Genomic DNA, 25,629 nt, shown 5'->3' on the forward strand with positions numbered 1-25,629 from the left:
TACAAATTGGCTACGCTTACAAACCTGCCGCTGGCTCATATTGATTTTATGCCGGGCAATATGGCCAGCTATCAATTATCTGCTGACGAAGTACATGTTTGGTGTACGAGTATAAGTGAGGGCTTTGAAATGTTACCGGTTTACGGGGCGCCTCTTAACGCTGATGAATTGGCCCGGGCCGGAAAGTATTTTCAGCTAAAAGACCAGCACCGCTTTGTGATAAGCCGGGGTATGCAGCGTATGGTTTTGGGCAGGTATATGAATACGGCATCAGATAAGCTTGAATTTGTTACGGGAGAAAACAAGAAGCCGAAAATTGCAAATAATAATAATGAAGAACTGTGTTATAATCTCTCGCATGCAGGTGATCGGATATTATTAGCTATAGCCAATTCGCCCGTAGGGGTTGATGTGGAATATCTTGACCCCGATTTTGACTTTAAAGATATTCTGCCGGACAATTTCAGTGGGCAAGAGATAGACTGGATTAACGAAACAAACAGCTTGGAACGTTTTTACCAGTTATGGACACGGAAAGAGAGTTTCCTAAAAGCCACAGGCAAAGGGCTGGGGGATCATTTATCTGTTACACCAGCACTTGATGGCTCACATAACTTATCCCAAACTTTGTTAAAAGATGATATGGCATGGGTTCAACAAAGTTTCAAAATAAATACTGCACATATTGCCGCTGTGGCTTACGCAGGTAACCGGCAGCTAAAGGCTTATCAATTCAACTTAATTTAAAGCTCTTAAAGTATCGGCTTGTATGGCCGGTTTAATGGCCATAATTTCCTTTATCCTAAATTCAGTTTCTTTCCATTTCTTTTTATTTTTTGTAGCTAAGGCTGCGGTGTCTGCTTTTGCATAGTAATCAGAAATGTTTCTTTGCAGATCAGCATCTACTGTTTGATAATGCTGTTTTTGTAATTCTTTCAGTAATTTGGCGTATGTATCGTCGGCAAGTACATATTGGCCGGGCAAGGTGGGTGTGCCTGTATCAAAATTAATATCAGGCAATGTAAGCGACTCGCTTTTTACTTGTTCAACAGCTTCCTTGTAATTTTTTAAAATAGACTCAAAGCTTACGGCAAATAGTTTCTGTCCTTCTTCTCCGGGCGATTGATATTTCAAGGTCTTAAGCGGGCCGATCTTTGGTAATATCCTTATCAGGAATACGGTAAGTTTAGCAAAAAATTTACTCTCTTTTTGCTCTTTGCCAAACTCGAGATTAAAAGCACGCCGGCTCATTTTGTACTGAAATTTTTTAGCAGTAATGCCGGGATGCATACGCTCGATTTCGGCTTGGTTGGCTTTGTAGGCAGATCTTGTTAAGTTAGGAAACAAATTACGTACACCCCAGCGCATGGTATTAATATCCGCGTTAATGTTGCCAAATATGGTATTCAAATGCTTTCCATAAGTTTTAAAAAAAGCCCGTTCAAGTACCGGAACGGATATGTTAAATCCAATAAAATCATGGTAACCTTCCGAAGTGTAGCCGTTTTGGCCTATCTGTAGCACATCATAAGCAAATTCCATACGGCTATGCGAAAGGTGGTTATCTTCATAAGTAACCACATCGCCATATTTTTTCCGGAGCTTAGGATATACGATAGGCACGTTTAAATTGGTTGACATGGAATGACCATACTTATCGGCCATGTAATGCGACATTGCACCCAACGCGAAAGCGTACTCATTTAAATTCTGCGCATCATTGATGAGGTTAATGATAAAATCTCCGCTGCGTACGTAATGCAAAAGATCTGTAAAGAAACCGTTTCCGAAGGGCATATAGCCCATATCGGCCACTATACTGCCACCATAAGCGTAAGAATGTGCTACCAGGAGTTCTTCGCGGGTAGCCGTAGGAAACTTTTCTTTCAACAAGGGTAACAGCGACGGCTTCCATGAAGCATCAATTATTGCTTCATGCGCAAGTACCGAATAGGCTTTTACACTTTGCCCGAGTAAGGCAACAAGTACAAGCGCTAAGAACGATTTTAAAGCAGATCTGAAAAGCATCTTCAATTACACGCAATTTGGATAGAGAACCACAAATAAGCGTAACAGTTTTTATTGAATGCGGTTAAAGATGCAATTGTTACCGGTTTAGAAATGAAGTTCTGGGGCGATAGGTTGGGTTTCGACCTTACCTTATTTTCTCGTAAAACAAGCAACGAGATTGTTAATGGAAACTTAGACTGGTCTACAGGTTACACAAACAGGTATATTGGTACAGGTTCTACCCAAAATAAGGGTATTGAGTTAGAGATTCATGGTACACCCGTAAGAACATCATCAGGCTTTAGCTGGACCCCGTCATTTAACTTTACCTATGTTAAAAACAAGATCTTGCAAACAGATGGTGTAACTAACGATAACTTCAACTTCGGTAGGTTCCGTCCTTCTGCAGCTAACGGTTTAGCTATTACAGCACTTGTTGCTGGTTTACCTGGTCCGCAGATACTTGCTGCAGATTATAAACGAGATGCATCTGGTAACATCGTGTTTGACAGTAATGGTTTGCCACAAACCGGAAATTTAATTCCTATGGGTTCTACGATCCCTAAAATCTATGGTGGTTTAAATAACACATTCAATTACAAACAGTTTAACTTAAGCTTCCTGGTTGATTACCGCTTTGGTAACAAAGTATTGTCTGCTACTGAGCAAGCCAGTATCCTTAGAGGATTAAATAAACTTACATTAAATGGTCGTGAAACCGGTGTTGTTGGTGTAGGTGTTACAGAAAGCGGTACACCAAACACAGTTAATGTACCTGCACAAACATATTACCAGGCGTTAGCACGTAACGTTTACACGATTGATGTATTAGACGGTAGCTTTATCAAACTACGTCAAATTACTCTTGGCTATACCTTCAATGCTGCATTCTTGAGAGGAACACCGTTCAGCAGCATTGGCGTATCAGCAGTTGGACGTAACCTTTGGACTATCATGAAACACACTAAAAATATTGACCCAGAGTCAGGTTTTTCAAACGATGTTAGATATGCAGGTATCGAAGGTGGTAGTTTACCTTTCGCCAGGACTTATGGTTTAAATGTGAACTTTAAATTCAAAAACTAAACAGAATATGAAAAAACGATATATTTTCAGTTGCCTCGTAGCGGGTGCTACATTGATGGCCAGCTGTACTAAGAATTTTGAGGCTATAAACACTGATCCTAACAGAACCACCGGTAATTTAATTAACCCAAATTATTTTTTATCGCAGTCGCAGATCACGTTTTCACAAACCGGTTATGACCAGCTGCTTTTCCAAAGCGAGTGGATGCAATCTTTGGCCTCAACCTTTAGCTACTATTACAACGGTGACAAGTACGTTTTTGGCGGTGCCGGTTCTGGTTACTTTAGCTACCCTTGGAACAGGACTTATAGCGCATTAACGCTACTTGTTGAAATGCAAGCTCTTATTAAGGACAAGCCTGAGTACACCAATCTTAATGCTTGTGCTACAATTTTGCGTGTAATGGAAGTACAGCGTCTTACAGATTTGTACGGCGATGTGCCTTACTCAGAAGCAGGGTTAGCCAAATCAGGTAATTTTACGCCTAAATACGATGCACAGCAAGCCATTTATACAGACATGCTTAAGCAATTAGAAACAGCAACTGCTGCTCTTGATGCTTCAAAAGTAGGCCCTACTGCTGATCTATTTTACAAAGGAGATGTTAGCAAATGGAAGCGTCTTGGTTATTCAATGATGCTGAAATTGGGTATGCGTTTAGTAAAAGTTGACCCTGCAACAGCAAAAAGCTATGCTGAAAAAGCATTTGCCGGTGGCACAATGAGCAGCATTGCTGATGACGCGAAAGTTATGGCTGATCCGTCTAACGCAACAAGCAGTAACTCAGATGTTATGCGTACACCAGATGACTTCAGAGAGGTTAGATGGGGCAAAACGCTTATCGATTATATGAAATCAAAAAATGATCCTCGTATATCAGCAATCGCAGCGATTGGTAATGGCCTTGCCGCTAACCAAAATCAAACAGCTGGCGACAATACTGCAAGTTTGCAGCAAGGTATGCCAAATGGATATACCATCAGCAGCATTGTTAATGCTCCAGGTTATCCTGGCGCAACACCTGCCGCAAGTGCCACTGATGCACCTGCACCGCTTGGTAAATATTCTCGCCCTCGTTTCCAGGTTTATGCTGATAGAGGAAGTGCAAATTATATTTACACTTACGGTGAGTCTGAGCTATTATTGGCCGAAGCTGCGTCAAGAGGTTGGAATACGGGTGTTGCAGCTACGCACTTTGCAAACGCGTTAACCGCTGATATGAAAACTTTGGCCGGTTATAACGCAACACCAATTGCTGTTGTTAGCGATGCAGATATTGCAACGTACGTGGCGGCAAACCCACTTAACCCAGCTACTGCTTTACAACAGATCAACATGGAATATTGGGTAACAACTTCTGCTACGTTCAACTACAACGAAACGTTTGCAAACTGGAGAAGATCAGGTTTTCCTGTCTTAACACCTGTTGTTTTCCCAGGTCAATATATCACTGGTCAGGTACCGCGCAGAATGCCTTATCCAACCAGTCAATTACAACAAAACGGAGCTAATTATAACGCAGCTGTTCAAAGACAGGGTGCGGATAATTTTGCTACCCGTGTTTGGTGGGATAAATAATAATTTGATTTAGTTAAAAGTAAGGGGGCGCAAGCCTCCTTACTTTTTCAACTTAACTGTGCCGGTGTGAAGGATTTTAAGAATACCCCCTGTTTATTTATACTGCTAATTATTTGTTTGCCCAGAGTTTCTTTCGCGCAAACGCTTTTTAAACTATTACCTCCAACTCAAACAGGCGTTAAATTCAGTAATGATATTTCAGAAACTGAATCCCTGAACGTGTTATCATACGAGTACTTCTATAATGGTGCCGGCGTAGCCGTTGGCGACATTAACAATGATGGCTTGCCTGACCTGTTCTTTACAGGTAACATGAAACCCAACAAGCTTTACCTTAATCTTGGTGGCTTAAAATTTAAAGACATTACCAGCGAAGCCGGAAAAGACCTGGCAGGCCGCAGCAACGGCTGGAAAACTGGTGTTACCATGGCTGATGTTAACGGCGATGGGCTGCTGGATATTTACGTTTGCTACTCGGGCAAAAAAGATGATGCCACCCGCGCAAACCAACTATTCATTAATAAGGGAAATAACAAATTCGAGGAACAGGCTGCAGCTTACGGCCTTGCCGATATAGGCTATAGTACCCAGGCCGTATTTTTTGATTACGATAACGACGGCGACCTGGACATGTTCCTGCTGAACCATAATATAAAAAAGATAGATAACATGGAGCTTGCCCGCTTTAAGGAACAAACAGACCTTTTGGCGAGTAACAAACTCTACCGTAACGATAACGGCAAATTTGTAGAAGTATCAAAAAGTGCTGGTATTATTCAAAATCCGTTAACCTTTGGCTTAGGAGTAGCGGTATCAGATATTAACAAAGATGGCTGGCTGGACATCTATGTAACCAACGACTACAACGAACCGGACTACATTTACATCAACACACACGATGGCAAATTTGCCGAGCGCTCAAAAGATATGGTAAGGCACATGTCGCACTTCTCAATGGGGGTTGATATCGCCGACTACAACAACGATGGCTTATCTGATATTTTAACGCTTGATATGTTGCCTGCAGACAATCACAGGCAAAAATCGTTGCAATTAGAAGAGAATTACGAAGCTTTCGCATTAATGCAGAGCCAGGGTTTATACAACCAGTACATGCGCAACATGTTACAGCTAAATAATGGCGATGGCACATTTAGTGAAATTGCTCAGCTGGCTGGCGTTTCCAATACAGATTGGAGCTGGAGCCCTTTATTTGCCGACTTTGATAATGATGGTTATAAAGACCTGTTTGTATCTAACGGTTATTTAAGAGATTACACCAATAAAGATTTTTTACGTTATTGGGGCGACTACAAAATAAAAAAAGCCATGGCCCAGGAACCATTCCTGTTAATGGATCTGGTTAAGGCGATGCCATCAACTGCTGTTCCTGATTATATTTTTCGCAATAATCATGACTTAACTTTTAGCAATAAGCAAGTAGAGTGGGGGCTAAACCAACAGAACATTTCAGGTGGCGCGGTTTATGCTGATCTGGACAATGATGGCGACCTTGACCTGGTGGTAAATGCCATTAATCAGCCGGCGGCAATTTATCAGAACACTGCTGCGGATGACCACAAAACGCATTATATCGCATTTAAATTAAGAGGGTCGGGAAAAAACACTGCTGCCATAGGCGCTAAAGTTTACGTTTATAGTCCGCTGGGTCAACAATATCAGGAGTTGATACCTGGCAGGGGATACCTATCATCAGTATCAACAACCTTGAATTTTGGTCTGGGAAATCAAACTAAAATAGATTCGGTAAAGATCATATGGCCCGATCAAACAGTACAATATTTGAGGAATTTAAAAGCTGATCAGCAAGTAAGCGTTAGCCCCAAACCAACGGCTATGGCTGCTTTGGAGGTACCTACACCTAAGCTGATGAATGAGGTTAAACCACTGATTAATTACAATGCGGATGAAGTAACTGATAATGATTTTAAGCGACAGTTATTGATGACCTTCATGTATTCCAAAGTCACACCGGTGATGGTTAAGGCTGATGTAAATGGGGACAAGCTGGAAGATATTTTTGTAAGCGGTGAAAAGAATAGTCCGGGAAAATTGTTTATTCAGCAGCAAAGTGGCAATTACCAACCCGTTGAATTGATTCGTGGTTACACAGAGAATATCGGTACCATATCTGCAGCAGCATTCTTTGACGCTAATGGCGATGGTAAGCCCGATCTTTACCTGGCTAAAGGTGGTTATAGTAACTACGAACCCACTGCAGTTGATCTGCAGGATGAACTCTATTTAAATGAAGGTAATGGCCGTTTCGTACTTACTAAAACCTCCTTGCCGGTTTTAACTGCCAACAGCAAAAGCTGCGTGGCGCCTTGTGATTTTGATGGCGATGGTGATATGGATGTTTTTGTTGGCGGCAGGGTGATACCGGGTAAATATCCGCTTGCACCGCAAAGCTATATGCTGGTTAATGATGGTAAAGGCCATTTTACCGTGGCGGATGTTCCGTTTGCCAAACTTGGTATGGTGACTGACGCGCAATGGGTTGACCTCAATAACGATAAGCGTAAAGACCTTATCATTTCTGGCGAGATGATGCCGATAAAAGTATTCATCAACACCGCTAAAGGTTTTGAAGATCGTACCGCTGATTATTTCAGTACTCCGCAGAGTGGTTTTTGGTTTAAAATGGCTGTTGCAGATATAAACGGCGATGGCTTACCGGATCTTATTGCGGGTAACTTAGGTGAGAATTCACAGATACACGCCACGGATAAAAAACCGGCTGAACTTTACTATGCCGATTTTGATGATAATGGTTCGATAGACCCTTTCCTCAATTTTTATAATGATGGTACCAGTTATCCCTTTGTTAGCCGTGACGAGTTAAACGAGCAGATATACCCGATGCGCCGTAAATTCGGTTCGTACAAAGCTTACGCTGATGCTACCATGAAAGACATTCTGTCGCCTGAGCAGATGGATAAAGCACAAAAGCTAACCGCAAATACGGTAATTACAACTTTGTTCATCAACAAAGGCGGTAAATTTAATCATGTAGCCTTACCTATTGAGGCGCAATTTGCCCCGGTTACGCAGATATTAGTGAACGACTTTAATAAAGATGGCAAGCAGGATATTTTGCTCTTAGGTAACAAATCTGATAATCGGCTAAAGATAGGCAGCATAGATGCCAATTACGGTGTGTTGTTAAAAGGCGATGGCACAGGTAAGTTTACTTATATTCCTCAGCCATCTTCCGGCTTGTCTGTAACGGGCGACGTAAAATCAGCTTTGGAAACAAAGGCAGGTAATGCCGATTATTTGATCATCGGGACATCAGGTAACCCCCTTCAATTTTTTAAACGATGAAAAGTATTAAGCAATACTTATTTATAATAACTGCTTTTGTTTCGGGTGCCGTTTCTGCACAAAGCAATAAGGCATATCCCGACTATTTGCAACCCGATCATGCCGTAAATGCCTTAACCATGGTGATGATACATGATGTGGTTAGCCCACCTGTGGCGGCGCGATATTATGCTTATAGCATGATGGGGGCTTACAATCTGGTAGAAACGAACACTAAAAGTGTCCCGACCTTAAAAAGCATCATTAAAGCATACAAGCCTACCGGTGTTTTAGATACGCTTAAAGGTAAGTACGATTATAAAATCGCTTCTTATTATTCCATACTGGAGTTAGGAAAGCAGTTGTTGCCGTCAGGCGTGCTTTTAGAAGATGATCAAAACCAGTTTGTAACCTTACTTAAGAAAACAGGAGTTAAGCAGGATGTAATTGACAACTCCATCAAAGCGGCTTTGGCAGCTTCAAAGGAAGTTTTAGCTTTTTCTAAAACAGATAACTACAATAAGTTAAGCGCGTTAAAAAGATACACGCCATCAAAAGCTGACGGTAAATGGTATCCAACGCCGCCGGGATATTTTGAGGCAGTTGAGCCCAACTGGCGCACTATAAGAGTAATGCTGCTTGATTCTGCAAAGCAATGTAAAGCAGCCAACCTTACACCGTTTAGTAAAGACACCACTTCAGCTTTTTATAAACAGGTTAAAGAAGTTTATGATCAATCCAAACACCTTAATGCAGAGCAAATTAACCAGGCATTATTTTGGGATTGTAACCCTTTTGCCATTACTACATCCGGCCATATGGCTATAGGGTTCAAGAAAATCAGTCCAGGGGGGCATTGGATGCACGTTACAGGTTTAGTTGCCAAAAAAGCCGGATTAAGTTTTGACCAGACTGTAGCTGCGCTTACACTTGAAGGCGCTACGTTAATGGACGCTTTTATAAGCTGTTGGGACGAAAAATACAATAGCGACCGTATCCGTCCTGAAACTTATATCAATAGGTATATGGATGTAAAATGGCAGCCTTTGCTACAAACGCCTCCTTTTCCGGAGTACACCAGCGGGCATGCCGTTATATCAAATGCCTCTGCTGAACTACTTACTTATTTGTTGGGAGATAACTTTAACTTTACCGATAATACTGATGTGCCATTTGGGAGTAGCGAACGCTCTTTTAAATCATTCAGGCAAGCGGCTGCTGAAGCGTCCATGTCGCGTTTCTACGGTGGTATACACTATATGGAAAGTATTACCCAGGGTAACACTCAGGGAAAAGAAGTAGGAGGCATCATCATTAGCAAATTGAAAGCGGCTGGCTTAAAGCCTTTTTCTAAATAGCATTAATGGGGGCCTTGTTTAGGCTCTGCATTTACCATATTGTCGATAGATAATTAAAAATATGAGAACAATTCGTGTTTTACTTTTCCTTTTAATTTGTCCGTTTTTATTGGTTGCGCAGGAACATAACATGTCTGCCAATTATATTGCACCATCAGACCCGGCGGTACAGGCAAACCTCAAAAAATGGCAGAAATTAAAATTCGGTTTATTCATGCACTGGGGAACTTACAGCCAGTGGGGAGTAGTAGAAAGCTGGAGCATTTGCCCCGAAGATGAAGGCTGGACACAACGTAAAGGCCCTTACGGCGCTACATATAACGGTTACAAAGCGGCGTATGAAAACCTGCAAACCACATTTAACCCAACAAAGTTTGCCCCCGAAAAATGGGTAAAGGCTGCCAAAGCAGCGGGGATGAAATACGTGGTTTTTACCACCAAACATCATGATGGTTTCAGTATGTTTGATACTAAACAAAGCGATTACAAGATCACATCGAGCAAAACACCTTTTTCGTCAAATCCGCGGGCAAACGTTACCAAAGAGATATTCAATGCCTTTTCTAAAGAGAATTTTATGATAGGCGCTTATTTCTCAAAGCCCGATTGGCATTCTGAAGATTACTGGTGGCCATACTTCCCGCCGAAAGACAGGAACGTGAACTATGACCCCGCCAAGCATCCGGACCACTGGCAGAAGTTTAAGGACTTTACCTATAACCAGATCAGTGAGCTGATGAGTGATTATGGTAAAGTAGATATATTGTGGTTAGACGGCGGATGGGTTAGGCCAAAAAACACCATTGACACTACTGTCGACTGGCAAAAGGCTATTACCTTTAATCAGGATATTGATATGCCGCGCATCGCTAAAATGGCGAGATTTAAACAACCGGGCCTTATCGTTGTAGACCGTACAGTAGCGGGCGAGTATGAGAACTATACCACTCCTGAGCAAACAGTGCCGAACCAGCCGCTTAACCATCCATGGGAAAGCTGCATTACCATGGGTAACTCATGGAGTTATGTACCCGGCGATAAATACAAATCGGCGAATGAGATCGTTAATCTATTGGTAAAGATCGTATCAAGAGGCGGAAACCTGTTGATGAACATTGGCCCCGGACCGGATGGTGATTGGGACCCTACAGCTTATAATCGCCTGGCGGACATTGGTAAATGGATGGCTATAAATCAGGAGGGTATCTATAATTCAGTGCCGGTTGCGCCGTATTCGGAGAACAATGTTTACTACACGCAATCTGAAAACGGGAAGTCGGTATACGCTTTCGTTACCTCTGCTACCGAAAATGTTACTATACCGGCTACTTTAAACCTTCATTTACAAAATGCTAAACAGATCAAATCCGTTAAGCTTTTGGGCGTTACCAGTAAAATTAATTTCAGCAAACAGACAGATAGTATTATACTAAATATCCCTGCGAAATTGCAAACTGCCAATGGCTTAAAACAAGCGGCGGTATTTAAAATACAATATTAATTATCTACATATTATACATTTATCTATCATGCTATTGAGAAACGTTAGGTTCAACTCAATTTTCCGTTCTGTCGTTACTTGCTGTGCTTTAATACTTTATATTTATTCTGCTAAAGCTCAGAATATTAACGAATTAAATACTGGCTGGCGCTGCGCACCTGTAAATAGTGTAAAAGTTAATGGAGAGCAGTTATCATCAATAACATATCATACTGATGACTGGCTTCCGGCTACAGTACCGGGTACGGTGTTAACTACTTTACTGGATAATAAAAAAGTAGCAGACCCTTTCTACGGAATGAATAATGAGCGTATCCCGGATATATATAAAGTAGGGCGCGATTACTATACCTATTGGTTTGTTAAAGATTTCCAGGAAAGTAAGCTGGCTGGTGATGAACAGGTTTATTTAAATTTCAGAGGGGTAAATTATAGTTTTGACGCTTACCTCAATGGCAAAAAAATAAACAAAGAGCAGGCAAAGGGCATGTTTATGCGTTTTAGCTACAACATTACCGCTCTCTTGTCAAAAACGGGGAAAAACCGCCTGGCAGTTATTGTACATCCGCCGGATGTGGTCGGAAACCCTAATGGGGGCCAGGGTGGTGATGGTACCATAGCAAAAAATGTAGGTTTGCAGTATACCGCCGGATGGGACTGGATACAACCCATGAGAGACCGTAATACCGGTATTTGGGATAAAGTGACCATCGAGCGCACAGGAGCTGTACGTATAACCGACCCACACATTGTTACATTGGTTCCCGGAGTTCGTAACAGCGAAGGGCCGCAAGCCAATGCCATCGTTAAAACAGACGCGCAATTAACCAATGCCAATACTTTACCTGTAAGCGGCAAGCTGTCATTTACCATGGGTGGTAAAACGGTTAGTAGGTTGCTTACTATTGGAGGGGGGCAAACCATCCTGGTATCCTTAACAGACATGGTTTTGCAAAATCCTAAACTATGGTGGCCCAACGGTTATGGTAAGCAGGATTTGTATGATGCATCCATGAGTTTTGAGATCAATGGCCAACTCTCAAACGTACAACACTTTAAAGTGGGTGTTAGAGAGATACAAACCACCTGGAATGAACATACAGGCAGCAGGCAAATAGCGGTTAATGGCCAAAAGATATTTATAAAAGGAGGTAACTGGGTTATTTCTGATGCCATGCTGCGCCTGTCGGATATGCGTTATGACGCAGAAGTACGGTTTCACAGAGATATGAACCTTAACCTGATAAGGGTTTGGGGCGGTGCGATGATGGAACGGCCTGAGTTTTATGAAGCCTGCGATAAATACGGTTTATTGGTATTTCAGGATTTCTGGGGATCTGGCGATTGTAATGGCCGCTGGCTCGACCCAATGAAAGCAGATGACCAATGGACAAGACGCAAATATCCGGATGATCATACGCTCTACCTGAAATCGGCTGCTGACCAGATAAAAATGATCAGAAATTATGCTTCACTGGCCATATGGTGCGGCGGTAATGAAATTACGCCCCCTGAGGATATATTGACGGGTTTACGCGATAAGTTGTTGCCACAATTAGATAATACCCGTTGGTTTGTAGATTATTCCAATTCAGAGAGCATGTCGCGCAATACACTTGGAGGCAATGGCGACGGGCCATATGGCATACAGCCGCTTTCGGTTTTCTGGCAGCAACGCACTTTTCCGTTCAACTCAGAGGTAGGCTCTGTGGGCGTCGGCGATTATGAGTCGCTGAAAAGGTTTATACCTGAAAAAAACATGGTACCGCCGGTTTACAACGAAAGCACCCGTAGCAACAAGGTGGACAGCGTGTGGGATTACCACAAATACATAGGCTATGATACCAGCATTAACAAATACGGTAAAGCTAAGGACGCGCAAGACTTCGCCCGTAAGGCGCAGCTGGTAAATTACGACCAGTACAGGGGGCTGGCCGAAGGCTTTAGTTCGCATATGTGGGATTGGTATACCGGTTTTATTATCTGGAAAACTCAAAACCCATGGACGGCTATGCGTGGCCAGATGTATGACTACTACCTTGATCCTAACGCATGCCTTTATGGATTGCATAACGGTAGCGAGCCGCTGCATGTAATGTGTAACCCGGTTAACGGCATGGTATCGTTAGTAAACAATACGTTTACAGCACGCAGGAGTATCATGTTGGTAGTAAGGGCTGCTGATATGGCAGGAAAAGACAGCCTGATAACCCAGGTTTTTGTGGATGTTGTACCATCGTCAACAAAAAATATACTGTCTGTAAAAGAGATGATGGATAAACTGGCTGCTAAAGAAGGCGCATTCCTTACGCTGCAGTTATTAGATACAGACAAGCGCATACTTTCTGAAAATATCTATTGGCTGCCTGATAGTAAAGGCGAATATTCGGGTTTGCAGCACATGCAAAAAGATAAATTGGATGTAGCCGCCCGTAAGTTGGATAACGATCGCATAGAAGTAACGTTAACCAATAAGCCTGGCTCGGTACCATCATTTTTTAATCGGATATCGCTGAATGACAAACAAACAGGTAACCGCGTTTTGCCAACTTTTTACAGCGATAACTATATTACAGTGATGCCCGGCCAAACCAGGAAGATCATTGTCGAAAGTAAATCGGCCGCTACCAAGAGTATGGCAGTAGAAATTGATGGATGGAACAGTGCCGACGGCGCAAAACAAATTAATATACTCAACTAATGAAAATATTAAAAAATATAGGAGTAGCGCTGGTAATAGGGCTTGGGTGTGTTCTTACAAACAGATCAGCTGCGCAAGGCAATAGCTATAATATCATTCCGTATCCATCGGCATTAATAGCCAGGCAGGGTGTGTTTACGATAACAAATAGTACCCGGATAGATGTATCAGCGGGTAAGTTTGCTAATGAAGTTGTACAATTAAATGAGCTTATACAACGCGGTTTAGGTACAAAGCTCAAGTTAGGTAAAGGCGCTAAAACCATAAAACTGAACCTGGATGCCAGTTTACCGGCGGAAGGTTATAAACTAACTATTACGCCTCTTAACGTTGCAATAAGCGCCGCTACATCTGCCGGTATGTTTAGGGCGGTAGAAACCATAAGGCAATTACTACCCGTGGGCCTGCAGAGCAAAACGGGACATTTAAAAGCGCTTACCCTGCCTGCGTTAAATATCACCGACAAGCCGGAATATGCCTGGCGCGGGATGCATTTAGATGTATCGAGGCACTTTTTCTCTATCAGCTATCTGCACAAATTCATCGATTTGATGGCATTGTACAAAATGAACAAATTTCATTTGCACTTAACAGATGACCAGGGCTGGCGTGTCGAGATCAAGAAATATCCGCTGTTAACCCAACAGGGCGCCTGGCGGACCTTCAATAATCAGGATTCTGCCTGTATGAAGAAAGCCAAAGACAATCCTGATTTTGAGATTGACAAATCGCATATCATAAAAAGGGACGGTAAAACCTTGTATGGCGGCTATTACACACAGGAACAACTAAAAGAACTGGTAGCTTACGCGGCTACAAAACATATTGAGATAATCCCTGAAATTGATATGCCGGGCCACATGATGGCCGCCATTACAGCCTACCCATACCTCACCTGTAATGGTGAAAATAAGTTTGGTGAACTTTTTTCCAAACCCATATGCCCATGTAATGAGACTACTTACGAGTTTGCGCAAAATATTTTCGACGAGATCATGCAGATATTTCCGTCACAGTATATCCACATTGGTGGTGATGAGGTAGACCGTACGGATTGGGCAAAATCTGCCGAGTGCAAGGCGATGATGGAGCGCGAAGGTATTAAAGACCTGGCAGGCTTGCATAGCTATTTCATTAACCGTATGGAAAAGTATTTCAACTCTAAAGGCAAAAAGCTTATTGGCTGGGATGAGGTGATTGAAGGTGGTATTAGCCCTACAGCAACTATTATGTATTGGCGTACCTGGGTACCAGATGCGCCTGTAAAGGCAGCTAAAAATGGTAACAAGGTGATCATGGCCCCTGGGGAGCCATTATACTTTGATAATCCTGCCGACCAATATTCGCTATACAAGGTGTATCACTTTAATCCAATCCCTGCTAAACTGAACAAGGAGGAAGCCAAGGCTATTATTGGCGCTCAGGCAAATATCTGGACGGAGATGATACCCTCTGAGCGCAGAGCCGACTACATGATGATGCCCCGTATGACTGCCTTAGCCGAAAGGTTATGGAACGGTAACGCTGATAATTACGATAGCTATCTTAAACGCCTTACAGGGCAATACAAAAGACTTGATGCTTTAAACGTGCATTATAGGCTACCCGATATTCCCAACATCGTAAATGAGAATGTATTTACTGATAAGGCTGTTTTAACGATAACCAAACCATTGGCCGACATGACCATCAGGTACACTACTGATGGCAGCCTGCCGCAAAATACCTCAAATGTTTTACCGACATCGCTTACTATCAATAAACCCGTAAATATTAAGCTGGCAGCATTTACGCCAAATGGCTCAAGAGGTGATATCTACACCATTAATTATCGCCAACAATCGTTAGCAGCAGCCGTTAGCGCTCAGACTACTGCAGGTTTAAAATGCGATTACTATAAAGCGTTCTTTAAACAAACGTCAATGATAGAGGCAAAGAAGCCGGATAGTTCTTTCATTGCAAACAACATTATCGTCCCTGCTTCTGTTAACGCCCCTTCATTCGCCCTGATTTATAAAGGATATATCGATGTTCCCCAAACAGGTATTTATACTTTTTATCTTACCTGCGATGATGGCGGCATACTTAAAATCGCAGACCGAATGGTGGTAGATAATGACGGCTTACATTCAGCACAGGAACGGAATGGGCAGGTAGCTTTAGAAAAAGGTCTTCAACCTTTTGTACTTAAATTTATAGAAGGTGGCGGCGGCTTTGCTCTGAAACTAAAATACAGTTTTAACGGCAGTGCTCGGGCAGAAGTTCCTTCATCGTGGTTCAAAAATTAGTGCGTACTTATTACTTCGAGATTTAATGAAACAAAAATTCATCTTATTTATATCGTTTATAGCCAGTGGCTTTGGCGCTCTCGCTCAAAAACAGGCATCGCCCAGGTTAACCCAATATGTCGACCAGTATATCGGTACAGGTTTTCACGGGCACGTTTTTGTGGGGGCGAACGTACCTTTTGGCGCTGTACAATTAGGGCCTACAAATATTTCAAAAGGTTGGGACTGGTGTTCTGGCTATCATATATCAGATTCTATCATTATCGGCTTTCAACATACACACCTAAGCGGTACGGGCATTGGCGATTTGGGTGATATTTCTTTTATGCCTACCACCGGGCGTGTAATTATAAATAAGGGCACGCTTGCAGATCCGTCAAGTGGTTATTTCTCACTGTTCAGCCATAAAGATGAAATTGTTAAGCCCGGTTACTATGCGGTTAAGTTAAAGAAATACAATATTAAAGCCGAATTAACGGTTTCAACAAGAGTAGGTTATCACCGGTATACTTATCCTGCAGGCGAACAAGCGAACGTCATTATAGATCTTACCGAAGGTGTTGCTGACAGAACTACCGATGCCTATATTAAACAAAAAGATAAATACACTATTGAAGGCTACCGCTTTTCAAGAGGTTGGGCTGCTGATCAACGTATTTACTTTACAGCGGTATTTTCAAAACCCATAGAAAAGTTCGCGGTGTATGACAGTACAGCACTTAAGCAAGGCGTAGAAATGAACAGTAAAAACGCACGTTGTGCCATAACATTTGCTAAAAGCAATCTTCCTGAAAGGGTAGAGATAAAGGTGGGTATATCGCCTGTTGGTTGTGCTAACGCACTGCAAAACATTAAGGCCGAAATACCTGGTTGGAATTTCAACCAAACGGCCACTAATGCTGATCTGGCCTGGAACAAAGAACTGGGGCGGATTACTATCAAAGCCGATTCATTATCACAATTAAAGAAGTTTTATACCGCACTTTATCATACCATGATAGCGCCATCAACCTTTAATGATGTTAACGGCGAATATTGGGGTACGGATAAAAAGGTACACAAAGATGGGGCATTTAAAAATTTAACCACATTTTCGCTTTGGGATACTTACCGGTCTGCTAACCCATTATACACCATAATGCAGCCTGATAGAGTGCCTGATATGATTAATACCATGCTGAATATTTATAAACAGCAAGGGCGATTGCCTGTATGGCACCTGATGGCTAACGAAACCAATACTATGGTAGGTAACAGCGCTGTGCCGGTTATAGTAGATGCATATCTGAAAGGTTTTAAGGGTTTTGACGCTAAGTTTGCGTATGAAGCAGTAAAAGCAACCCAAATGCAGGACCTTCGCGGGCTAAAATATGTAAAGGAGCTCGGTTTTATACCTGCGGATAGTTCGCGCGAATCCGTTGCTATGGGTCTTGAATATTCCATCAACGATTGGTGCATAGCCCAAATGGCAAAAAAGCTCGGCAAGATGGACGATTATCAATATTTTAGCGGCAGGGCCAAAAACTACCAGAAATATTTTGACCCGCAAACCCGTTTTATGCGTGGCAAGGTAAGTGCTGATACCTGGCGCACGCCTTTTAGTCCATTTGAATCCAGGCACGAGAAAGATGATTACACCGAAGGGAATGCCTGGCAGTATACCTGGTTGGTGCCACAGGATGTAGAAGGTTTGATAACTCTCTTGGGCGGTGAAAAGCCTTTCATTAAAAAGCTTGATTCGTTGTTTATGGTGAGTGGCGACCTTGGTGCGGAGCATTCGCCCGATATATCCGGACTGATAGGCCAATACGCGCACGGCAACGAGCCGAGCCACCACATCACATATCTATATGCCTATGTAGGCCAGCCCTGGAAAACGGCTGATAAGGTACGTTATATACTTAATAACTTTTATACCACTAAAGCCGATGGTATTATCGGCAACGAGGATGTGGGGCAAATGTCGGCATGGTACGTTCTTTCCTCACTTGGATTTTATCCCGTTAATCCGGCAAATGGTAATTACGTTTTTGGCAGCCCTACTATTAACAGTGCGGTTATTCAATTGCCCTCCGGTAAGTCTTTTACCATTACTGTAAAAAATAACAGTGCAAAAAACAAGTACATCAGCAGCATGGTGCTGGATGGTAAGCCTTATTCAAAAAATTATCTGAAACATACAGATTTAGTTGCAGGCGGCACGCTGGTAATTACCATGACAGATAAGCCTGGTAAATTTGGCACCGCGCCCGCAGATCGCCCACGGTCTGTAACTTTTTAATGATAAGCAGTTCTCCGGCATCTTGAAAAAGATGCCGGACAGTCGCTTCTTGAAATTGTTGCTGAATATTCTCTTTCGGTTTTTGATAATTTATGATATATTAACGTAAATTTAAAGCCGAGCGCCATGAAACCTAATTTCATCAAATCCGGCAGTGAGAACGAAGCATCATTTAGCTTTCGGGTAGATCATTTACCATGCATCAATAATCGCTGGCATTATCACCAGGAGTTTGAACTAATCTATTTTCAAAAGGGAAGCGGTACACAGTTCATAGGAGATAGTATTACCGGTTTTAATGAAGGTAATGTTATGCTGATAGGCCCTCAATTGGAGCATTACTGGCAATTTGAAGATCGGTACTTTTCGGAGGGTCATGACGCTAACGTAGAGGCCTACGTAGTACACTTCGACAAGAATTTTTGCGGAAACGCTTTTTTTAATTTGCCGGAATGCGCGGATGTTTTAAAGTTACTCGAACGCGCCAAACGTGGCATAAAAGTGGTTGACTCTGCCCTAAAGGTAGCCGAATGTTTAGTGCAAATGAATGCTGCACGTGGTTACGAACGGCTAACACTCCTTATCCGGGCCTTGGGTGTTATTTCAGAAGATAATAGCGCTTACCCTGTAGTTACCAACGGTTTTGGTAATTTAAGTATTCATAACGATAAGCGTATTGATCTGATAGTGGAATACCTTTCAAAAAATCTCCAAAATCATATATCCCTGAAAGACCTGTCGGAAGTTGCTGCCATGAACCCTACTTCGCTATGCCGGTATTTCAAAGCTAAAGCGAACGAAAGTTTATCATCTTACATCGAAAAAATGCGCATAGGAAATGCCTGTAAGCTTATTGCCAGAGAAGAGATGAGCATGAAGCAAATCGCGCACGAATCAGGTTTCCGTAACCTCACCAGTTTTCACAAATCTTTCCGTAAACTTAAAGGAACCACTCCACTTATGTTTCAGCAAAGGGTAACAGGCAAACAATAGTTATCTTGTTGTTAATATAAAAATAACATGGCCATGCGCCATTGCTAATGCCTCTCGGTTAATTTTGTAAGCATTTTCCGTGTATACATCTTATGAAACAACTGGTTATCATTATCCTATTTATCTTATCTGCTTCAACAGTATCATCATTACACGCGCAGAGAGCCTTTGATAAAGAAGGCCATAGAGGAGGGCGGGGGCTTATGCCTGAAAATACCATTTCGTCTATGAAAAAAGCTGTGGAACTTGGTGTAACGCTTGAAATGGATATTTCATTCACTAAAGAAAAGTTGCCTATTATATCACATGATCAATACATTAACCCGGCATTTACATTAAAAGCTAATGGCGATAGCCTTACCAGGCAGGAGGCTTCGGCATTACGGTTATACAACCTTAGTTATACAGAAATAAAAAGCTTTGACGTAGGAAGTAAATTTTATAAGCAATTTCCGCATCAGCAGAAAATAAAAGAACATATACCGCTTTTGTCGGTGCTTATAGATACGGTAGAGGCTTACGCCAAGGCAAAACACCTACCTGCGCCGCATTATAATATTGAAACCAAAACAAGCCCCGATGGTGATGATATTAAACACCCCGCCCCTCAAGAGTTTGTTGACCGGCTTATGGCTGTATTGGTTGCAAAAGGAATACTAAAAAGAGTGATCATCCAGTCATTTGATCCGCGTACGCTTGAAATTGTACACAGGCAATACCCGGCGGTTGCTACAGCCTGGCTGGTATCTAATCAGAAAGATCTTAAAACCAATCTGTCTGCCTTAACTTTTAAGCCAACTATATACAGCCCTGATTATAAAATGCTGAATAAACAGGTGGTTGACGACTGCCATTCGATCGGCATAAAAGTGATTCCCTGGACGGTAAATGATCCTAAAGACATTCAAGCTGTTAAGGCGTTGGGCGTTGACGGTATGATCTCTGATTATCCGGACCGGTTTTAAAAGGTTAATTGTTTTTAGGGAGGAACCAGCAAGTCAGGAACGTAAAATTGATGATATGCCAATATCATATAATTTTATGGTAATAAAGTTGAATATCAGTTAATGCAAATGGCTTTATTTGTATTAACAAAATAAAACCTAAAAGGGCTTCAGTAATCTTGTTGTAAGCCTTATAAATATATGATAAGTTCTACTATGTCTACTGACTATCTACAGATACATCCGCATGATAATGTTCTGGTTGCGTTAAAAGATCTACAAGCTGGTAAATTAATACAGCACAATGGCGAAACATTTAATCTTACCACAGGTGTGTCGGCGAAGCACAAGTTCACTATTGATGTATTGAACAAAGGCGATGAGGTTTACATGTATGGTGTTTTGGTAGGCATAGCTAATGAAAGCATTGATAAAGGCGCTGGCATAACCACCGAAAACATACATCACGCTTCAACCGGTTTTGAATTGGGCGAGCGTAAACTGCAATGGGATAAGCCGGACATAGGCGATTTTGCATCACAGACCTTTATGGGATATCATCGCAGTGATGGTAGTGTAGGCACCGGCAACTATTGGCTGGTAATACCACTGGTTTTTTGCGAAAACAGAAATGTTAATGTGCTAAAAGATGCCATGTATGCTAAATTGGGCTTTGACCAGCCTAAAGGTTACGAACAGGAAGTAGACAGCCTGATTGAAATGTACAGGGCGGGTAAATCTGTTGAGGAAATATTATCTGCTGATATAGCTCATCAATCTGTGAATGAACAACAAACCCGTAAGGTATTTGCTAATATTGATGGTATCAAGTTTTTGAATCACGAACTCGGATGCGGAGGAACCAAGTCTGATTCTGACGCTCTTTGCGGGCTGCTGGCGGGCTATATTACGCATCCAAACGTTGCTGGTGCTACCGTGCTGAGTTTAGGATGCCAGCACGCGCAGGCCGATATATTAAGAACTGAGATCAACAAAAGAGACCCGCGTTTTGATAAGCCGCTCATTATACTTGAGCAGCAGCAAATGGGTACAGAAAGCAGGTTGATGCAGGAGGCGCTTAAACAAACCTTTACCGGTCTTATAAAAGCTAATAAGCAACAAAGGATGCCGGCGCCGTTATCAAAATTATGCGTAGGACTTGAGTGTGGTGGTTCCGATGGGTTTTCGGGAATTTCAGCTAACCCGGCACTGGGGTATTTTTCAGATATGCTGGTAGCTTTAGGTGGCAGTGTGATCCTGGCAGAATTTCCGGAACTGTGCGGCGTAGAGCAGGAACTGAGCGACAGGTGCGTAGACGAACGTTCGGCTTTGCGTTTTATGGAGCTGATGCGTAATTACAATGCTCAGGCCGAGGCAGCGGGGTCAGGCTTTTACGCTAATCCCTCACCCGGAAACATAAGGGACGGATTAATTACAGACGCCATTAAATCTGCCGGTGCAGCAAAAAAAGGCGGCACTTCGCCGGTGGTGGATGTGCTGGACTATCCGGGCAAGGTTTCAAAACCGGGCTTAAACTTGTTATGCACCCCCGGCAGTGACGTGGAAAGCACTACCGCCGAGGTAGCTGCAGGCGCTAATGTAGTATTGTTTACAACAGGCCTGGGTACACCAACTGGTAACCCTGTAGCACCGGTTATTAAGCTATCTACCAATACGGCACTTTATAAGCGTATGCCCGATATTATTGATATTGACTGCGGCACTATTATAGAAGGTACAGAAAGTATTGCTGAAGCAGCAAAACGTATACTCAAGTACGTAATTGACGTAGCCAGCGGCAACATAAAACCTAAGGCGGTGCAGTTAGGCCAGGACGATTTTATACCGTGGAAAAGGGGCGTATCACTCTAATTTTTATTAAACATGTTCAGCTTAGAAGGAAAACAAGCGGTAATAACCGGAGGAGGTAGTGGCATAGGCAAGGCTATAAGCCAGCTATTTGCCAGGCAAGGCGCCATAGTGCATATTATAGAATTAAATGGAACCGCAGCTTCTGACACTGTAAAAGAAATACAGGAGGCGGGCGGTAAGGCATTTGCCTACGGTGGCGACGTGACCAACCAGGATCAGATGGTAGATATATTTCACAGCATAACCGAAGTAGATATATTGGTTAATAATGCCGGTATAGCGCATGTAGGTAATCTGGAGAATACCAGCGCATCAGATTTTGACCGTATTTACAGCGTTAATGTTAAGGGAGCTTATAATTGCTTTTATGCGGCTATTCCTTTGATGAAGGCACGCAAGGGCGGCGTTATTTTAAGCATGGCATCTATTGCGGCATTGGTGGGTATAACCGACCGGTTTGCCTATTCTACGAGCAAGGGGGCTATTTACGCCATGAGTTTGTCAGTAGCGCGTGATTATATGCAATACAATATTCGTAGCAATACCATTTCACCTGCCCGGGTACATACTCCGTTTGTTGATGGCTTTATCAGCAAAAATTATCCTGGCAGGGAAGAGGAAATGTTTCAGAAACTTTCTCAAAGCCAGCCGATCGGCCGTATGGCCCAGCCTGCTGAAATTGCCGCGTTGGCTTTGTACTTATGTTCAGACGAAGCCTCATTTATTACAGGTTGCGATTATCCTATTGATGGCGGATTTATTAAATTAAACAATTAAGAACTAATGAAATTGATCAGATACGGAAAGGCTGGTGCCGAAAAAACCGGTGTTATATATAATGGAAAGCGACTGGACGTATCTGGTTTTGCTTCAAACTTTGATGAAGCCTTCTTTGAAAGCGACGGCTTGGCTCAGCTAAAAGAGTATGTTGCTACCGGTCATGGTCAGCTACCAGTTGTAAGTGAAGATGAGCGCCTGGGTTGCCCGGTAGGTCGTCCTTCTAAAATTGTCTGCATAGGTTTAAACTATGCAGACCATGCCCGCGAAACTAACGCACCTACACCTTCGGAGCCTATCATATTCTTTAAAAGTACAACAGCTATTACCGGCCCAAATGATGATGTGATTATTCCTAAAGGTTCACAAAAAACAGACTGGGAGGTTGAACTTGCCGTACTCATTGGTAAAAAAGCCTCTTATGTTACTGAAGCTGAAGCGCAAACTTACATTGGCGGGTATTTACTGCACAACGATGTATCTGAAAGAGAATTTCAGTTGGAGCGTAACGGTACCTGGGATAAAGGCAAAGGCTGTGATACATTTGCCCCACTGGGGCCCTACCTGGTAACACCCGATGAAATTGAAGATGTGAACAATTTACGTTTGTGGTTGAGTGTGAACGGGAAAATGATGCAGGATGGCACAACAGCTAACCTCATATTCAATATACCATATTTAATAGCTTACATCAGCCGGTTCATGACCTTATTGCCGGGTGATATTATCTCAACAGGCACGCCAGCAGGAGTTGGCCTGGGCTTTAAGCCGCCTGTTTACCTTAACCCCGGGGATGTGGTTGAATTAGGTATTGATGGATTAGGGACACAAAAGCAAACATTAAGGGCTTACAACCAATAATTGCGGCACTAAATCAGATAACATGGATTTATTTTTAAAGGATAAAGTTATCATCGTTAGTGGTGGTGCTAAAGGTATAGGCAAAGGCATTAGCATGGTGCTTGCTAACGAGGGTGCTATACCTGTAATTATTGGCAGGAATGAAGAGGATAACCTTTTCGCTGTAAAAGAAATTGAAGCAAAAGGTGGTCGTGCTTTTCAAGTTGCCGCAGAACTCTCTGTTCCCGAAAATTGCGAAAAAGTTATTCAAAATGTGGTAAATCAATTTGGCCAAATTGATGGTTTAGTAAACAATGCCGGGCTAAATGACGGTGTAGGTTTAGAGAAGGGGAGTTACCAGGGCTTTATGGATTCTCTGCATCGTAACCTGGTACACTATTACCTGTTGGCACATTTCGCTTTACCTGAACTTAAAAAAACGCAGGGCGCTATAGTAAATATCAGTTCTAAGACTGCCGAAACAGGTCAGGGCGAAACATCAGCCTATGCTGCCGCTAATGGCGGCCGTAACGCACTTACCCGTGAGTGGGCTGTTGAATTACTTAAATATAACATACGTGTTAACGCCGTAGTAGTTGCCGAGTGCTGGACTCCGCAATACGAGAACTGGATAACTACCTTGCCTAACTCTGAAGAAACGCTGAGAGAGATAAACGCGCGTATTCCTTTACAACACCGCATGACCACGGCCGAGGAAATTGCCAATACAACAGCCTTTTTGCTTTCGGAGCGTTCCAGCCATACTACAGGGCAACTGCTTCATGTGGATGGGGGCTACGTACATCTGGATAGAGCGCTGCTAAGAGATTAGCATCGCAACATCCTCGCAATTTGCAGGCGCGGATAATTTTTGCTTATTTAAATGCCACATAGAAATAAGAATGGCAAAGCGTATCATTTTCTTCTTCTGTATCGTACTAAGTTCGTTTGCTTTTGCGCAACCCAATAACCGGTATGTAAAAATTGAAACGCCACAGGGTTGGTGTGTGGTAAAGTTGTATAACGAAACCCCAGTGCATCGCGATAACTTTATCAAATTAACCAAAGCAGGTTATTTTAATAAAACCACTTTTAACCGTATATTAAAGAATTTTGTGATACAGGGTGGCGACCCAGATTCGTTATACGAAAAAGGTAAACAACTCAATTCAGAGCAAAAATGGTTACCCGCCGAATTAGTTCCGGCCTTTTTTCATCATCGTGGTGCAGTTGCAATGGGGCGCGATAATAATCCGTCCCAATCATCATTCAGTACCCAATTCTACATAGTTGACGGCAAAACCTGGACAGATGAACAGTTGGATATGGTAGAACAGAAATACCATTACCACTTTGCGCCCGAACAAAGAAACGTTTACCGTACTGTTGGCGGCACTCCATTTTTAGATGGGCATTACACGGTGTTTGGTGAAATTGTAAAAGGTATGGACCTTATTGATAAAATTACCACCGTTAATGTAGATAAAAACGGCAACCCGGATAATCCGGTCTGGATGAAGGTAACGGTATTAAGTCCACGTCAGGTAAAAGAGATATTTTAAAATTAAAAACTTAATCAACTAATTGTACTAAATATGCAGGAAGCAGAATCACTCAATAAAGTAGCGGAATTTCATCGTACATTTAAACACCCTATTTTAAATAACCCAACCATTCCCGATAAAAAGAGATGCGATCTGCGGGTTGCCTTACTTGCAGAAGAAGTAAAAGAATTACAGGAAGCAGTAGCTGATAACAATATCGTTGAAATAGCCGATGCGCTGTGCGATATACAATATGTGTTGGCCGGCGCAATATTGGAGTTTGGCCTGGCTGATAAATTTAAGGAACTGTTTGACGAGGTGCATCGTTCAAACATGAGCAAGGCATGTAACTCAGCCGATGAAGCAAGCCAAACCATAGCGCATTACAAAGCTAAGGAAGGCTGTGAGGCATACATGCACCAGGAGGATGAACGCTTTTTGGTTTACAGGAGTCACGACAATAAGACATTGAAATCAGTAAACTATTCTCCCGCTGATCTGAAAAGTATTGTTGAAAGATAAGCTGTA

The 25,629-nt window shown here is 42.5% G+C and carries 18 protein-coding genes; 17 read left to right on the forward strand and 1 reads right to left on the reverse strand.

Annotation, left to right across the window (positions count from 1 at the left end; translation table 11 throughout):
• The first annotated feature begins 6 nt into the window (after positions 1-6).
• Complete coding sequence (locus CKK33_RS10430; protein ID WP_095704051.1) at positions 7-747, forward strand: 4'-phosphopantetheinyl transferase superfamily protein; 741 nt, start codon at positions 7-9, stop codon at positions 745-747.
• Here CKK33_RS10430 and CKK33_RS10435 read toward each other — a convergent pair.
• Entirely contained in the window at positions 739-2,028 is a 1,290-nt protein-coding gene (locus CKK33_RS10435) for a zinc dependent phospholipase C family protein (protein ID WP_095704052.1), read from the reverse strand. The genes CKK33_RS10430 and CKK33_RS10435 overlap by 9 nt on opposite strands.
• A 54-nt stretch (positions 2,029-2,082) precedes the next feature.
• Between CKK33_RS10435 and CKK33_RS10440 the strand changes: the two genes are divergently transcribed.
• The 16 genes from CKK33_RS10440 (at position 2,083) to CKK33_RS10515 (ending at position 25,623) form a co-directional block, all read left to right on the forward strand.
• Positions 2,083-3,096 carry a hypothetical protein gene (locus tag CKK33_RS10440; protein ID WP_095704053.1) on the forward strand — a complete coding sequence of 338 codons (1,014 nt, stop codon included), beginning with the start codon at positions 2,083-2,085 and terminating at the stop codon, positions 3,094-3,096.
• 7 nt (positions 3,097-3,103) lie between these two features.
• Positions 3,104-4,675, forward strand: a complete 1,572-nt coding sequence (locus CKK33_RS10445; RefSeq protein WP_095704054.1) for a SusD/RagB family nutrient-binding outer membrane lipoprotein — start codon at positions 3,104-3,106, stop codon at positions 4,673-4,675.
• A 117-nt stretch (positions 4,676-4,792) separates the two neighbouring features.
• Positions 4,793-8,023 carry a VCBS repeat-containing protein gene (locus CKK33_RS10450; RefSeq protein WP_198952456.1) on the forward strand — a complete coding sequence of 1,077 codons (3,231 nt, stop codon included), beginning with the start codon at positions 4,793-4,795 and terminating at the stop codon, positions 8,021-8,023.
• Positions 8,020-9,360: a vanadium-dependent haloperoxidase gene (locus tag CKK33_RS10455; RefSeq protein ID WP_198952457.1), complete on the forward strand. Its 1,341-nt coding sequence runs from the start codon at positions 8,020-8,022 to the stop codon at positions 9,358-9,360. The genes CKK33_RS10450 and CKK33_RS10455 overlap by 4 nt, the downstream gene beginning before the upstream one ends.
• 61 nt (positions 9,361-9,421) lie before the next feature.
• On the forward strand, positions 9,422-10,861 hold the full coding sequence (locus CKK33_RS10460) for an alpha-L-fucosidase (protein ID WP_095704055.1): 1,440 nt from the start codon (positions 9,422-9,424) through the stop codon (positions 10,859-10,861).
• A gap of 28 nt (positions 10,862-10,889) precedes the next feature.
• A complete protein-coding gene (locus CKK33_RS10465) occupies positions 10,890-13,562 on the forward strand; it encodes a glycoside hydrolase family 2 TIM barrel-domain containing protein (protein ID WP_095704056.1) in 2,673 nt (890 codons plus the stop codon).
• Positions 13,562-15,850, forward strand: a complete 2,289-nt coding sequence (locus tag CKK33_RS10470; RefSeq protein WP_095704057.1) for a family 20 glycosylhydrolase — start codon at positions 13,562-13,564, stop codon at positions 15,848-15,850. The genes CKK33_RS10465 and CKK33_RS10470 overlap by 1 nt, the downstream gene beginning before the upstream one ends.
• Before the next feature lie 25 nt (positions 15,851-15,875).
• Complete coding sequence (locus tag CKK33_RS10475; RefSeq protein WP_095704058.1) at positions 15,876-18,131, forward strand: GH92 family glycosyl hydrolase; 2,256 nt, start codon at positions 15,876-15,878, stop codon at positions 18,129-18,131.
• A 126-nt stretch (positions 18,132-18,257) separates the two neighbouring features.
• On the forward strand, positions 18,258-19,124 hold the full coding sequence (locus tag CKK33_RS10480) for an AraC family transcriptional regulator (RefSeq protein ID WP_095704059.1): 867 nt from the start codon (positions 18,258-18,260) through the stop codon (positions 19,122-19,124).
• 92 nt (positions 19,125-19,216) lie between these two features.
• Positions 19,217-20,089 carry a glycerophosphodiester phosphodiesterase family protein gene (locus CKK33_RS10485; protein WP_095704060.1) on the forward strand — a complete coding sequence of 291 codons (873 nt, stop codon included), beginning with the start codon at positions 19,217-19,219 and terminating at the stop codon, positions 20,087-20,089.
• A gap of 195 nt (positions 20,090-20,284) precedes the next feature.
• Positions 20,285-21,940: a UxaA family hydrolase gene (locus tag CKK33_RS10490; protein ID WP_095704061.1), complete on the forward strand. Its 1,656-nt coding sequence runs from the start codon at positions 20,285-20,287 to the stop codon at positions 21,938-21,940.
• A gap of 12 nt (positions 21,941-21,952) precedes the next feature.
• Positions 21,953-22,717 carry an SDR family NAD(P)-dependent oxidoreductase gene (locus CKK33_RS10495; protein WP_095704062.1) on the forward strand — a complete coding sequence of 255 codons (765 nt, stop codon included), beginning with the start codon at positions 21,953-21,955 and terminating at the stop codon, positions 22,715-22,717.
• Between the two features lie 6 nt (positions 22,718-22,723).
• Positions 22,724-23,578, forward strand: a complete 855-nt coding sequence (locus CKK33_RS10500; RefSeq protein WP_095704063.1) for a fumarylacetoacetate hydrolase family protein — start codon at positions 22,724-22,726, stop codon at positions 23,576-23,578.
• Between the two features lie 22 nt (positions 23,579-23,600).
• Positions 23,601-24,389: an SDR family oxidoreductase gene (locus tag CKK33_RS10505; protein WP_095704064.1), complete on the forward strand. Its 789-nt coding sequence runs from the start codon at positions 23,601-23,603 to the stop codon at positions 24,387-24,389.
• A gap of 70 nt (positions 24,390-24,459) precedes the next feature.
• Positions 24,460-25,119, forward strand: a complete 660-nt coding sequence (locus tag CKK33_RS10510; RefSeq protein ID WP_095704065.1) for a peptidylprolyl isomerase — start codon at positions 24,460-24,462, stop codon at positions 25,117-25,119.
• Positions 25,120-25,152: 33 nt separating this feature from the next.
• Positions 25,153-25,623, forward strand: coding sequence for a nucleoside triphosphate pyrophosphohydrolase family protein (locus tag CKK33_RS10515; RefSeq protein ID WP_095704066.1), 471 nt, complete (start codon positions 25,153-25,155; stop codon positions 25,621-25,623).
• Positions 25,624-25,629: the final 6 nt, after the last annotated feature.

It is taken from the genome of Mucilaginibacter sp. MD40, assembly GCF_002288635.1.
In the GTDB taxonomy this organism is placed as follows: domain Bacteria; phylum Bacteroidota; class Bacteroidia; order Sphingobacteriales; family Sphingobacteriaceae; genus Mucilaginibacter.

Excerpts from the sequence above, each read along its gene's own strand:
- CKK33_RS10515 (WP_095704066.1), top strand. The coding sequence starts at position 25,153 with ATGCAGGAAGCAGAATCACTCAATAAAGTAGCGGAATTTCATCGTACA.
- CKK33_RS10485 (WP_095704060.1), top strand. The coding sequence starts at position 19,217 with ATGAAACAACTGGTTATCATTATCCTATTTATCTTATCTGCTTCAACA.
- CKK33_RS10445 (WP_095704054.1), top strand. The coding sequence starts at position 3,104 with ATGAAAAAACGATATATTTTCAGTTGCCTCGTAGCGGGTGCTACATTG.
- CKK33_RS10465 (WP_095704056.1), top strand. The coding sequence starts at position 10,890 with ATGCTATTGAGAAACGTTAGGTTCAACTCAATTTTCCGTTCTGTCGTT.
- CKK33_RS10490 (WP_095704061.1), top strand. The coding sequence starts at position 20,285 with ATGTCTACTGACTATCTACAGATACATCCGCATGATAATGTTCTGGTT.
- CKK33_RS10505 (WP_095704064.1), top strand. The coding sequence starts at position 23,601 with ATGGATTTATTTTTAAAGGATAAAGTTATCATCGTTAGTGGTGGTGCT.
- CKK33_RS10475 (WP_095704058.1), top strand. The coding sequence starts at position 15,876 with ATGAAACAAAAATTCATCTTATTTATATCGTTTATAGCCAGTGGCTTT.
- CKK33_RS10470 (WP_095704057.1), top strand. The coding sequence starts at position 13,562 with ATGAAAATATTAAAAAATATAGGAGTAGCGCTGGTAATAGGGCTTGGG.
- CKK33_RS10510 (WP_095704065.1), top strand. The coding sequence starts at position 24,460 with ATGGCAAAGCGTATCATTTTCTTCTTCTGTATCGTACTAAGTTCGTTT.
- CKK33_RS10480 (WP_095704059.1), top strand. The coding sequence starts at position 18,258 with ATGAAACCTAATTTCATCAAATCCGGCAGTGAGAACGAAGCATCATTT.
- CKK33_RS10455 (WP_198952457.1), top strand. The coding sequence starts at position 8,020 with ATGAAAAGTATTAAGCAATACTTATTTATAATAACTGCTTTTGTTTCG.
- CKK33_RS10460 (WP_095704055.1), top strand. The coding sequence starts at position 9,422 with ATGAGAACAATTCGTGTTTTACTTTTCCTTTTAATTTGTCCGTTTTTA.
- CKK33_RS10435 (WP_095704052.1), bottom strand. The coding sequence starts at position 2,028 with ATGCTTTTCAGATCTGCTTTAAAATCGTTCTTAGCGCTTGTACTTGTT.
- CKK33_RS10495 (WP_095704062.1), top strand. The coding sequence starts at position 21,953 with ATGTTCAGCTTAGAAGGAAAACAAGCGGTAATAACCGGAGGAGGTAGT.
- CKK33_RS10500 (WP_095704063.1), top strand. The coding sequence starts at position 22,724 with ATGAAATTGATCAGATACGGAAAGGCTGGTGCCGAAAAAACCGGTGTT.